Genomic DNA, 12253 nt, shown 5'->3' with positions numbered 1-12253 from the left:
GATAGAAGAGCAAGAGCGACGGATAAAAGCCAAAGTGACGACGGATAGAAGAGCCAAAGCGACGGATAGAAGAGTCAAAATGACGGATAAAAGAGTAAGAGTGACGGATAGAAAAGCCGAACAGAAGGATTCCTCTTCAATCCCATCATAGAATGCAAAACCTTTTTAATAAAAAACAAAAGAATCTGCTTGCTCTCATAGGAAAGCAACAGATTCTTTTAGTTTCGTCTGTTAAAGTTTAAATTGTTGTAGTAAAGACTGCAGTTGCTGGGCGTTGTTGCTTAATTCTTCTGCTACTTCATTAACTTGCTGCATGGTTGCTGCTTGCTCATCTACTGCTTCAGCGATGATTTTTGCATTTCCCGCTGAAACGCTCGCGCCATTTGCAATTTCTGTTACAGAGGCAGCGACTTCTTCAGCACTTGCTGAAATCTGTTCTGAAGTGGCTGAAATATCTTCAATTTGATCGGTAAATGTTTGAACAGATTCTGTAATGGAATAGAATGCATCCCCTGCTTCGTGAATTTTCGCTACACCATCCTGTACAGATGCTAATCCTGCGTCAACAGCAGCTGCTACATTGCGTGTATCCGTTTGAATTTCATTTGTGAGGGCGACAATTTGACCGGCAGATTGATGTGATTCCTCTGCAAGCTTTCGTACCTCATCTGCTACTACCGCGAAGCCTTTCCCGTGCTCACCAGCTCGTGCTGCTTCGATGGCAGCATTCAGTGCTAGTAAATTTGTTTGTTCAGTAATCGTAGTAATCACTTTTGTAATTTGTCCAATTTCTTCAGATTGCTTACTTAGCTTCTGCGTTAAATCGGCAATTTGAGTAGTAGTCTCAGAAATGGTATCCATCTGTTCTTTAGCCGTTGTAATCGTTTTGCCTCCTGTATGGGCAAGTTGTGTCATATTCATGGCACTGTGATGCAAAGTTTGTGTAGCTTCAGCAATTCGTTGTACACCAGTAGCTGTTTCATCCATAGCTATCGCACTTTGCTGAGAGACACTAGCAGCCGAAGATAAATGATTTGTCGTATCTTGTACACGATGAGCAATGTCATTTGAAGTTGCTGTCACTTCTTCTGTGCTTGCGGAAAGTTCTTCAGACGCAGCAGATAAATGTGTAGCGTTGTCCTGAACATTTTTTATTAATACAGATAAGTTTTGTTTTAATTTATTAACTGCTACTGCAAGTGTACCAATTTCATCTTTAGAGTTATGTTCAAGTTGAGCAATCGTTAAATCGCCTTTTGCTAATGTATCGGCTGCGTCAATCACTTTAAGAAGCGGTTGTGTGATGTAGCTTTTTACAAAATACATAAAATATAAACCAACAATCGCACTTAAAATAAGTATGACAATAGAAATAATAATAGCTCGTGTAACTGTTTTGACAACACTTGTTTTAACTTTTGCAATCTGTTTATCATGATAATCTAATAAATCACTAGTTAGAAAGTAAATTTCGTCACTGCTTTTTGAAACTTCTTTATTTATGTATGACAATGCTAAGTCTGTATTTCCATTATTGAATGCTTGTACAGCTTTATCAGAGCTTGTAAGTAAATCTTTCTGTAATTCAGTTACTTGCTGCATAATATTTTTTGTGTAATCGGAACGAACAATGCCTGAAAGTTCCTTAATCGTTTCGGGCAATACTTTATTATAATGATCTAAAGTTTCTTTTGTCTCTTCATCCTTATTACTTAGAATATAAGCGTTTAAAAATAGCCCTTGTGAGGCAAGCTCCTGTTGTATTTTCTCTGTTAATCGGATTTGCACGATTCTGTGATCAAGTACCTCTATTATATCTCCCTCAACCGACTTGAATTGTATTAATGAAATAATACTTGATACTAAAAGTAAACAAGTGAGTGAGATAAAGCCGATATTTAGTTTTTTACGAACGGACATATTCGTTCCTACTTTCTTTAATTGTATTAGAGAATCCAAGTTCTGAAATTACTATAACTTGATATTTTTTTAAGGTCAATACTTGAAAATTACTCAAAAGTAGGCAGTTTTAATCCCGTTTTACGTAAAATGGAAAGGGTAAATTCTCCTTTATATATAACTATGAAATTTTTCTAATATTTTCGCTTTTTTATCTGAATTGATTGACAATTTCCGTGGTTTGGCTTAGAATAAGGCTAACTTTTTGTTCGATACAAGGTAGAAGGTCTCGGGAGCGAGGTCAGCCTTAGAACAGATGAGCTGAGTTTAGATGAGAATAGCTGAGAAATTGTTGAATAAGAGTAGTAGCATAAGTGTGCAATTTAGAGAGTCAGTGGATGGTGCGAACTGATTTGTAGCTTATGTGAATGGACTTATGAGAGTCGCTTCTACTAATAGCGAACGGATTCCCCACGTTATAGGGGAGCTTTGACTTTAGTTTACATATGTCTGTTTTAATGACGAACTAAGGCTGAGCACATAAGGGAGAGCAAATATGCTCTAATATGAGGTGGCAACGCGGTCATGATCGTCCTCTGCAATTAGGAAAAATCCTTTTTGCAGAGGACTTTTTTTGTTGTTTTTATTTGTAAGGGGATGAATGCTTCGCTTTCGCGCAAAAACCATTTGCTGCTGCCGCTTCGCTTTCGCGCAAAAAACAATTGCCGCCCCGACGCCCCCAGGAATGCGCCTGGCCGGAACGGAAATCAACTCTACGCTATGATGATAATCCTTTTTTCAACAAGAGCCGATTCAGCAGCTAAACATTTGTAAGTAAACGGTAGTGAATTTTTAGGAAAAGGAGTTTGGTAACGATGCTATCGACGAGTTCAAGAACAACAATGAAAACCATTAATGCTGATTCTTTAACGCCGATTTTAATTTTTAGACGCTTACAAGGCAATTGCAAATTTTTGTTAGAGAGTTCAGCACAGCATGAGGGAGCAGGACGCTTTTCTTTTATCGGTGCTAATCCAAGAAAAACATATAAAGGCTTTGGAGATGAGATTCAGGAATATTCATACAAGACTGGAAAAACGTATACGCATAAAGGCGACCTATTCGTTTTGCTGAAGAGACTAATGCCTCGTATCTCCAATACAACACAATTCCCGTTTTCCGGCGGAGCTGTTGGCTATGTTGGTCATGGTATAACGTCGGTAATAACTACAGCCCAGGATAAAGTGCAACTACCAGATGTGCATTTTCATGTGTATGAGACAGTCATTGTGTTTGATCACATAACAGACGAGGTTACGTTAATTCATACGAATATTGATGCAGAAAAGAAAGAGCCAAATTTAGAGGAGTTGGCAGAACAACTGTTAAAGGGCAGAGAGGGCGAGGATACAACGTGTAGCTATCAACCGCTCGAAACGACCACGAATGAACAATTTGCAACAGCCCTTACCTCTATCAAAGCTAACTTGGATGAAGATATTACAAGGGTTATGCTGTCAAAGCGTTTTTTAGCAAATTTACAAGGGGATGCTTTCGCGCTATACCGTCAATTGCGTAAAAAACATGCTGCTCCTTATATGTATTATGTAGAGTTTGAGGATCATATTGTCTTGGGAACATCTCCTGAAAGCCTTATTCGAGTAAAAGGTGAGCGTGTGATTGCGACACCAACAGAAGGGACATTTCCTAGAGGTTCAACAAAAGGTGAAGATCTAGAACTTGAACGAAAGCTATATGACAATACAGATATTAGAAAGTCGCATGCTGTACTCGTTTCTGCTGTTCAACAAGAGCTACAGTCTGTGTGCTTCCGAGATTCGATTCAAATCATTGAGGCGATGAGAATTGAGCGTTCAAAGCATGCATTACACATGACAACGAGAGTCGAGGGTCGATTGTTACCGATGCTTCATGCACTGGATGTATTAGCTGCGACGTTACCACCCTTTATATCTACTGAAATTCCAAAGAAATCTAGTCAAACTGTTGAGAGATTAAGGGGAGCTCTAGGATTTATTGGTTTTAACGGTCATCTTGATTTTGCTTTACCAGGGAAATCCATTGTCATTGAGGATGAAACGATGCATATGCAATCAACCGTAACGGTAACCAAATACACAAATGTCAAAGAAGTTTTAAAACAAGTAGCAAAGGACGAACAGGGATTTTTACAGTTACTTGAAAAAGAAGGAGGTTCACATTAATGGAGGATATTCGTCAAAAAGTACAGCAGCGAGAGCATTTAATGTATGAGGAAATGCTACAAGCAGCAAAATGGATGTTTCAAGATGACACACCGAAAGAAGATATCGCAAGTTTTTTACAAGTATTATCAGTGAAAGGTGAAACTGCACATGAAGTAGCGGCATTAGCAACAATTATGCGTTCGTTTGCACTAGATGTACCAGCAAAAAAAGGGATCTATATGGATAATTGCGGTACTGGTGGCGATGGTCTTAATACATTTAATATAAGTACAGCTTGCGCCTTTGTATTAGCGGGGGCAGGTGTCAAAATGGCGAAGCACGGCAATCGTAAAATTTCTTCGGCATCTGGAAGCTCTGATGTTTTGGAAGCGCTCGGGATTCATACGAATATTTCCATTGAACAAACTGTTGATCTGTTAGAGAAAGAAGGAATTGCTTTTTTATATGCTCCAAATGTGCATCCGAAATTAAAGCGAATTGGAGAGGTTCGTCGAGCACTGGGTAAGCCAACTATTTTTAATCTCGTCGGTCCACTTACGAATCCAGTGCCCTTATCAACGCAATTTACAGGCATTAATCGTCCTAATTTTGTCATGGAGTATGCTTCCGTCTTACAAATGCTCGGGCGTGAACGTGCAATGGTCGTTTCTGGTCCACTAGGTTTAGATGAAGCGTCATTAGCTGGTCAAAATACTTTTGTCTTAGTAGATAAGGGAGACTTAATTCCATTTTCTCTAACTGCAGAGGAAGCGGGTCTCAGCTATGCACCAATAGAGGCTATTCGTGGAGGCAATGCAGATGAAAATGCTGCTATTATGCGTAAATTATTAGCTGGCGAACAAAGTGCTTATTTTGACACAGTTCTATTGAATGTTGGTATTGGATTGTTCAGCTATGGAATTGCTGAAACAGTTAAAGAAGGTGTAGAAATGGCGAAGGATAGTATTTTTAGTGGTCGTGCACGTCAAAAATTAGAGGCAGTCGTTGCTTATAGTGAGAACATTAAAGAAGTGGAGGTCCGACAATGAATATTTTAAATAAAATTCTCGAACAAAAAAAGATAGAAGTTAGTGCTTTACTTGAACAGCCTGACCCATTAGCGAACTTTACAGAAAAAACGCGTCCATCATTATTTGAGACCTTGCGACAAGCTGAAATATTACAGGTCATTTCTGAAATGAAGCGTGCTTCCCCTTCGAAGGGTCTAATCGCAGAAGGTGCAGATCCAGTGGCACAAGCAAAAATTTATGCCGAAGCAGGGGCAGCGGCTATTTCTGTTTTAACAGATAAAAAGTTTTTTCAAGGTTCCTTTGATGATTTAGCCGCAGTTGCAAATGCTGTACAAACGCCACTTCTTTGTAAGGATTTTATGATCGATCGTGTGCAAATTCGATTTGCAAAGGCATCGGGTGCATCTATCATTTTGCTAATAGTAGCCGCGTTAACAGATGAGGCATTACGTGACCTGTATAGCTATGCAACAGGCTTAAATCTAGAGGTGTTAGTTGAGGTGCATGATCTTGTGGAGCTTGAACGTGCTCTTGCAGTAGGTGCCAAACTGATTGGCGTCAATAACCGCGACTTACGTACGTTTGAGGTGAGCTTAGAACGTACACGTGAAATTGCTGAAGCTTTTCCGTTCGATAAAGAGAAAGTATTAATAAGTGAAAGCGGTATTTGGACACAGAAAGATGCAAAAACGGTGGCAGCCATGGGAGCTAGTGGCGTTCTTGTAGGTGAATCATTAATGCGCAGTGGAGATGCAGGTACTGCTCTAAAAACTTTACAAGTCAATAAGTTGGAGGCATCTGTATGACAAAGGTAAAGATTTGTGGACTGAAGGAACAACAGCATGTGCAGACAGCAGTAGAGGCAGGAGCGGATGCAATTGGTTTTGTCTTTGCACCAAGTAAACGCCAGGTGACGGTTGAACAGGCACAGCAATTAGCAAAACATGTGCCAGAAGGGATATTAAAAATCGGTGTTTTTGTTAATCCAAGCGCAGAGGAATTACGAACTGCAGTGGAAAACGTACCTTTAGATTATGTGCAGTATCACGGGGAGGAAACACCAGATTTTATTCGTGAGCAAGGCTATCCAGCTATTAAAGCATTATCCGTACGGGGGGCTAAAGATGTTCAGGCGGCTGTTAACTATGATGTAGATTATTACTTATTTGATGCACCAGGAACAGATTTTAAAGGAGGAAGTGGTCACACGTTCGATTGGACTCTTCTTGAAATGGTAGGGATTCCGCGAGAAAAGTTAATTTTAGCGGGTGGTTTGCAAGCTAAAAATATTGAAGAAGCCGTGTCACTTGTGTCGCCATTTATGGTAGATGTTTCGAGTGGTGTGGAGACAGAAGGTATAAAAGACATAGCAAAAATAAACGCATTTATACAGTCAGTAAAGAAGGGGAGAGCATAATGGCGAATTCAATTGCAAATAGTGTACCCACAAAGGAAGGGCGTTACGGGAAATTTGGTGGACAATTTGTTCCGGAAACATTAATGACGGCTTTGTTGGAATTAGAGACGGCTTATGATGAGGCGATGAATGATCAAACATTTACGGATGAGCTTGCCTATTATTTACAACAATATGTTGGTCGTGAGACGCCTTTGTACTACGCGGAAAATTTAACAAAAGCACTAGGTGGAGCGAAGATTTATTTAAAGCGTGAAGATTTAAATCACACTGGAGCCCATAAGATAAATAATGCGATTGGCCAAGCGCTTCTTGCAAAACGAATGGGTAAAAAGAAAATTGTAGCTGAAACAGGTGCAGGGCAGCACGGGGTAGCAACTGCAACTGCATGCGCTTTATTGAATCTTGAATGTGTTGTATTTATGGGCGCAGAGGATATAGAACGCCAACAGTTGAATGTGTTTCGCATGGAGTTACTCGGTACAAAAGTAGAGTCTGTAGAAACAGGTTCAAAAACATTGAAGGATGCTGTCAATGCAGCACTACGCTACTGGGTGACAAATGTTGAGGATACTCATTATATTTTGGGCTCAGCTTTAGGACCACATCCATTTCCGAAAATCGTAAGGGATTTCCAGCGTATAATTGGTGTAGAAACTAGAGAGCAAATCTTACAAAAGGAAGGACGTTTACCAGATGCAATCGTTGCTTGCATAGGCGGTGGTAGTAATGCAATCGGTATTTTTCATCCTTTTGTTGATGATGAAACTGTGGCGCTATACGGAGTAGAGGCTGCGGGAAGTGGTATTGAGACAGGGAAGCATGCAGCAGCAATTGCAGGTGGTCAGTTAGGCGTGTTACATGGTGCATACATGTATTTATTACAAGATGAAAATGGCTTTGTGCAGGAGGCACATTCTATATCAGCTGGTCTAGATTATCCTGGGAAAGGTCCAGAGCATTGTTATTTACATGATATTGGGCGTGCTAAATTTGATTCTATTACAGATAGTGAAGCACTTGAAGGCTTGCAGCTACTAAGTAGAACAGAAGGTATACTACCTGCGCTAGAAAGTTCGCATGCCATTGCCTATACGGCAAAAATTGCGAAGACAATGTCTACTGATGACATCATTGTTGTGTGTTTATCTGGCCGAGGAGATAAGGATGTTCATACTGTCCGTAAAGCGTTAGGAGGAGATCTATAATGACAACACTACAGCTGGCAATTGAACAAACAAAGGTTTCTGGTAATAAAGCATTCGTACCATATATTATGGCTGGCGATGGGGGTCTGGAAACTTTGAAGCCAACGATTCTGAAGCTACAGCAAATGGGTGTAACGGCAATTGAGGTTGGTATACCATTCACGGATCCTGTAGCGGATGGACCGACGATAGAGCAGGCTGGTGAACGGGCTTTAGCAGAAGGTGTGACATTACGTAAAGTGCTAGCAGAATTAGCTTCATTTAAAGAAGAAATTCAAGTTCCGTTAGTTGTCATGACTTATTTTAATCCTGTGTTAGCTTTTGGGTTAGAGGCATTTGCTAAGGCTTGTGTGGCAGGGGGCGTTAAAGGGTTAATCGTTCCTGATGTACCGCTAGAGGAAAGTGCTATTTTACATGATGAATTAAATCCTTATGGTATCGACATTGTCCAGCTTGTATCATTAACAAGCCCTCCAGAGCGAATTGCACGTATTGCAGCTGCCAGTCAAGGCTTTGTCTATGCTGTGACAGTCAATGGAATCACAGGGGCCCGCACAAGCTTTGCGAATGATTTAGACGGTCATTTTGCACGCTTACGTGAAGCAAGTCAAATACCAGTACTTGCTGGCTTTGGAATCTCAACCCCTGAGCAGGTGGTAAGCATGGGTACACTTAGTGATGGCGTGATTGTTGGCAGTGCGATAGTGACAGCATTGCATGAAGGGAATTTGGAGAAGGTCGAGGCATTAGTGTCTGCTTCAAAAGGTGATCATGAGAAGTCTACTCTTTAAAAGAGTAGGCTTTTTTTGTGAGTCGGTTAGAAAAGTATAGCTGGCGGATTGAATGGAGAATCGGAAGGATAAAACTATCAATCTGATGGATAGTGCGGACAGGCTAGATTTTCGGTATAATAGCCTTCGTAAGGAAGTGAAAAGATGATTCTATCGAAAAAAAGATGGCAGGTAGAGCGTCCAGACGCAATGCTTGTCCAAACATTACAAAATGACCTACAACTTTCTGCGATTGCAGCGAAAATTTTAGCTGCACGAGGCTGTGAAACAACTGCTGACGCAGAGAGCTTATTAAATATGACAGAAGCAAGTATCCATGACCCGTTTTTAATGCACGGCATGGCAGAAGCTGTGGCACGTATTGAGCAAGCGCTTGAAAACGGAGAGAAAATCCTTGTATATGGCGATTATGACGCCGATGGGGTCACAAGCACGACAGTGATGCTTAATGTGTTGCTTGATCTCGGTGCTGATGTGTCGTTTAAAATACCGAATCGTTTTATGCATGGCTATGGACCAAACGAAACGCTATTTCGTGAAGCTCATGACGAGGGTGTTCAGTTAATTATTACAGTTGATAATGGTATTTCTGGTATTGAACCAATTCGTGTAGCGAAGGAACTAGGTATGGATGTTATCGTTACAGATCACCATGAACCAGGCGATGAATTACCACCTGCGGATATTATATTACATCCTCGTATACCAGAAGGACATTATCCATTTGGCGAGCTAGCAGGTGTGGGTGTAGCGTTTAAGTTAGCGCATGCTCTATACGGAGAACTGCCAACGCATTTAATTGAATATGTAGCTGTTGGAACAGTAGCTGATTTAGTGCCATTAGTTGATGAAAACCGCTACCTTGTAAAGCGAGGAATAGAAGAAATGCGACGTTCACTCAGCCCTTGGGTACAGGCAATGTGTGAAGTAGCAAGTGCAGAGCAAGCCAAAATCAGTGAAGAAACAATCGGTTTTTACTTTGGACCGCGCTTAAATGCAGTTGGTCGACTCGGAGAAGCGGCACCAGGTGTAAACCTATTAATGGCTGAGGATAATGCTACGGCAACAGCATTGGCAAAACAACTGAATGCGTGTAATAGTGAACGCAAAGATATTGTAAAGAGTATTACGGATGAGGCGATTGCTCTCATTGAATCGGATAAAAAAATCGGGGATTCACTCGTTTTAGTTATTGCTGGGGAAGGCTGGAATGCTGGAGTCGTAGGGATTGTCGCATCTCGTCTTGTCGAGCTATATTATCGTCCAACAATTGTACTATCACTAGACTATGAAAAAGGAACAGCTAAAGGCTCTGCTCGTAGTATTGAAGGTTTCCATTTGTATAATGAACTAGCGAAAAACCGAGATATATTGCCTCATTTTGGTGGGCATCCTATGGCGGCAGGGATGACATTATCTAGTGAAAATGTTGATGAATTAAGATCACGCTTAAATGCTCAAGCAAGAGCTTGTTTATCAGAAGAGCAATTGACACCTGTACTTAATATTGATATACCTTTAAAGCTTGATGAAATTTCAGCAGATGCCATTGAAGAAATTTCTACGCTTGGTCCATATGGTACGGATTTTCCGAAGCCTATTTATGTGCTTGAAGATGTGGAGATAGCCTCCATGCGAAAAATTGGAGCAGCCGAAAATCATATTAAAATGGAATTGACGGATGGCTATGAAAAATTAGATAGTGTCGGCTTTAATAAAGGACATCTACACGATGAATTAACATATGGAATAAAAGTATCATTTACAGGAGATTTACAAATTAACGAGTGGCAGGGACGTAAAAAAGCACAGTTTATGATTGAGGATGTTCAAACAACTGAGTGGCAATTGTTTGATATTCGTGGTATTCGCCAAACATCACGCTGGTTAAATACGGTCCCGAAAGAGGAGGCGACATTTATTGCCTTCCGTTCAGAAACGGTGACCTATTATCAGTCTCTGATTGGTGTGCCGATTCTAGCAGTTGATCCTATGCTTTCGAATGTAGTTCAAAGTAATTATCTCGTATTACTAGATTTGCCACAAAATGTTCAAATGTTAGAAAGTGTTTTACGAAAAGCAGCACCTTCTCGTATTTATGCACATTTTTACATGCCTGATTCTCAGTATTTCAATGGATTGCCTACACGTGAGCAATTCTCTTGGTATTATAAGTTTTTAAAAAATCGTCCTGCTTTCCCATTAAATATGCATTTGGCTGAATTAGCAAAGCATACAGGTTGGCCATTAGATGCCTTAAAATTTATGACACAGGTGTTTTTTGAGCTTGATTTTGTTAAAATGGAGAGTGGACTGACGACTGTCAATGTGGATGCACCAAAACAAGCACTTACAGAGGCGTCGTCTTACAAACAACGTTCAGAACAGATTGAAATGGAGCAAAAGCTTGTATATGCCCCTTATATAGAATTAAAACAATGGTTTGATGAACGATTACATTAATATACGAAAAAAGTTTCGTAGGAGGAACAATAACATGGATTTAAAGCAATACGTAACAACGGTTGAAAACTGGCCGAAAGAGGGCATCAGCTTCAAAGATATAACAACAATTATGGATAACGGTCCTGCATACAAATATGCAACAGATCAAATTGTAAATTACGCAAAAGAACTAGGTGCTGAAATTGTGGTTGGTCCTGAGGCTCGTGGCTTCATTATCGGATGCCCCGTTGCTTATGCGCTTGAAATTGGTTTTGCGCCTGTTCGTAAGCCAGGGAAATTACCACGTGAAGTGATAAGTGCTGACTATGGACTTGAGTACGGTAAAGATACATTAACAATGCACAAAGATGCGATTAAACCAGGTCAAAAAGTATTAATCTGTGATGACTTGCTTGCGACTGGCGGTACAATTGAAGCGACAGTTCGTTTAGTTGAACAATTAGGTGGGCAGGTTGTTGGCTGTGCTTTCCTTATCGAGTTAACTGAGCTAAACGGTCGTGCAAAAATCGGTGACTTAAACATAAAAACACTTATTCAATATTAATAATGATCGAGTTTCTTATTTTAAAGAAAGCAAAAAGCGTCACTTCCTTGTGGCGCTTTTTTTTGCTGTTTTATAGGAAAACTTTGAAGATTTATCGAAACAAAATCGCTATTTATCGAAATTATTTGAGCTTTTATCGAAACAAAATCTCATTTTATCGTAACTTTTTGGGCTTTTATCGAAAAACAAGCTCTTTCTCTCAAAGAAATCAACTACGCTTTATGGAGAAGAGCCAAACTATTGAGAAATTATGAAGAAAATGAAATGCTTATCAATTAAGCAATAAAGTCATTTTTGGAGTTATTAAATAAAGAAGATGCCATCATCGTAACGGGGGGGTGATTTCCAAATTTTCGTGTAGTTATCAGCGATTCTCGGCATTTTATCAGCGATAATCATGTATTTATCAGCGATTCTCAGTATTTTATCAGCGATTGGCATTTTTAATCGTCGAGCCACTTCATCAGCTGTTGTTTTTGCCGCTCCGCTTTCGCACAGAAAACATTTGTTGTTGCTGCCGCTTCGCTTTCGCACATGAAAAACATTGTTGCTGTAGCTACGTTGCACTATACTTTCGCACAGATAAACATATTGTTGCTGTCGCTACGTTGCACTACGCCGCTTTCGCACAGATAAACATATTGTTGCTGTCGCTACGTTGCACTACGCCGCTTTCGCACAGATAAACAT

General features: G+C 40.2%; 11 protein-coding genes and 1 other annotated feature. Of the genes, 8 read left to right on the top strand and 3 right to left on the bottom strand.

The annotated features are described in order from the left end of the window. Window positions 1–231: 231 nt before the first annotated feature. Both QRN68_RS26610 and QRN68_RS26605 read right to left on the bottom strand, forming a co-directional pair. Window positions 232–1920: a methyl-accepting chemotaxis protein gene (locus tag QRN68_RS26610; RefSeq protein WP_285400453.1), complete on the bottom strand. Its 1689-nt coding sequence runs from the start codon at window positions 1918–1920 to the stop codon at window positions 232–234. A gap of 322 nt (window positions 1921–2242) precedes the next feature. Then, window positions 2243–2499: a binding site (T-box leader), on the top strand. Then, on the bottom strand, window positions 2461–2586 hold the full coding sequence (locus QRN68_RS26605) for a hypothetical protein (RefSeq protein WP_285400452.1): 126 nt from the start codon (window positions 2584–2586) through the stop codon (window positions 2461–2463). It overlaps the preceding feature by 39 nt. A 188-nt stretch (window positions 2587–2774) precedes the next feature. Here QRN68_RS26605 and QRN68_RS26600 point away from each other — a divergent pair, with 188 nt between their 5' ends. The 8 genes from QRN68_RS26600 to QRN68_RS26565 all read left to right on the top strand — a co-directional run bounded on the left by QRN68_RS26600 (window position 2775) and on the right by QRN68_RS26565 (window position 11563). Beyond that, complete coding sequence (locus tag QRN68_RS26600) at window positions 2775–4124, top strand: chorismate-binding protein (RefSeq protein ID WP_285400451.1); 1350 nt, start codon at window positions 2775–2777, stop codon at window positions 4122–4124. Further along, window positions 4124–5155 (top strand): anthranilate phosphoribosyltransferase, encoded by a 1032-nt coding sequence (trpD, locus tag QRN68_RS26595; protein WP_285400450.1) that lies wholly within the window; start codon window positions 4124–4126, stop codon window positions 5153–5155. The genes QRN68_RS26600 and trpD overlap by 1 nt, the downstream gene beginning before the upstream one ends. Next, on the top strand, window positions 5152–5943 hold the full coding sequence (trpC, locus tag QRN68_RS26590; protein ID WP_285400448.1) for an indole-3-glycerol phosphate synthase TrpC: 792 nt from the start codon (window positions 5152–5154) through the stop codon (window positions 5941–5943). The genes trpD and trpC overlap by 4 nt, the downstream gene beginning before the upstream one ends. Next, window positions 5940–6554, top strand: a complete 615-nt coding sequence (locus QRN68_RS26585; protein ID WP_285400447.1) for a phosphoribosylanthranilate isomerase — start codon at window positions 5940–5942, stop codon at window positions 6552–6554. The genes trpC and QRN68_RS26585 overlap by 4 nt, the downstream gene beginning before the upstream one ends. After that, entirely contained in the window at window positions 6554–7762 is a 1209-nt protein-coding gene (trpB, locus tag QRN68_RS26580) for a tryptophan synthase subunit beta (protein ID WP_285400446.1), read from the top strand. The genes QRN68_RS26585 and trpB overlap by 1 nt, the downstream gene beginning before the upstream one ends. Continuing rightward, entirely contained in the window at window positions 7762–8553 is a 792-nt protein-coding gene (gene trpA, locus QRN68_RS26575; protein ID WP_285400445.1) for a tryptophan synthase subunit alpha, read from the top strand. Before trpB ends, trpA begins: the two co-directional genes overlap by 1 nt. Window positions 8554–8697: 144 nt before the next feature. Continuing rightward, window positions 8698–11016: a single-stranded-DNA-specific exonuclease RecJ gene (gene recJ / locus QRN68_RS26570; RefSeq protein WP_285400444.1), complete on the top strand. Its 2319-nt coding sequence runs from the start codon at window positions 8698–8700 to the stop codon at window positions 11014–11016. Window positions 11017–11050: 34 nt separating this feature from the next. Further along, on the top strand, window positions 11051–11563 hold the full coding sequence (locus tag QRN68_RS26565) for an adenine phosphoribosyltransferase (protein WP_053596175.1): 513 nt from the start codon (window positions 11051–11053) through the stop codon (window positions 11561–11563). A gap of 303 nt (window positions 11564–11866) precedes the next feature. Here the strand turns inward: QRN68_RS26565 and QRN68_RS26560 are convergent, their stop codons facing one another. Then, window positions 11867–12097, bottom strand: a complete 231-nt coding sequence (locus tag QRN68_RS26560) for a hypothetical protein (RefSeq protein ID WP_285400443.1) — start codon at window positions 12095–12097, stop codon at window positions 11867–11869. Window positions 12098–12253 lie beyond the last annotated feature (156 nt).

Source organism: Lysinibacillus sp. fls2-241-R2A-57, assembly GCF_030209535.1.
Classification (GTDB): domain Bacteria; phylum Bacillota; class Bacilli; order Bacillales_A; family Planococcaceae; genus Lysinibacillus.
This window is presented reverse-complemented; position numbering and strand designations above follow the sequence as displayed.

Bases quoted from the DNA above. Each gene is read 5' to 3' on its own strand.
- trpB (WP_285400446.1), top strand. From the start codon at position 6,554: ATGGCGAATTCAATTGCAAATAGTGTACCCACAAAGGAAGGGCGTTAC.
- recJ (WP_285400444.1), top strand. From the start codon at position 8,698: ATGATTCTATCGAAAAAAAGATGGCAGGTAGAGCGTCCAGACGCAATG.
- QRN68_RS26610 (WP_285400453.1), bottom strand. From the start codon at position 1,920: ATGTCCGTTCGTAAAAAACTAAATATCGGCTTTATCTCACTCACTTGT.
- trpD (WP_285400450.1), top strand. From the start codon at position 4,124: ATGGAGGATATTCGTCAAAAAGTACAGCAGCGAGAGCATTTAATGTAT.
- trpA (WP_285400445.1), top strand. From the start codon at position 7,762: ATGACAACACTACAGCTGGCAATTGAACAAACAAAGGTTTCTGGTAAT.
- QRN68_RS26600 (WP_285400451.1), top strand. From the start codon at position 2,775: ATGCTATCGACGAGTTCAAGAACAACAATGAAAACCATTAATGCTGAT.
- QRN68_RS26585 (WP_285400447.1), top strand. From the start codon at position 5,940: ATGACAAAGGTAAAGATTTGTGGACTGAAGGAACAACAGCATGTGCAG.
- QRN68_RS26605 (WP_285400452.1), bottom strand. From the start codon at position 2,586: ATGGTTTTTGCGCGAAAGCGAAGCATTCATCCCCTTACAAATAAAAAC.
- trpC (WP_285400448.1), top strand. From the start codon at position 5,152: ATGAATATTTTAAATAAAATTCTCGAACAAAAAAAGATAGAAGTTAGT.
- QRN68_RS26565 (WP_053596175.1), top strand. From the start codon at position 11,051: ATGGATTTAAAGCAATACGTAACAACGGTTGAAAACTGGCCGAAAGAG.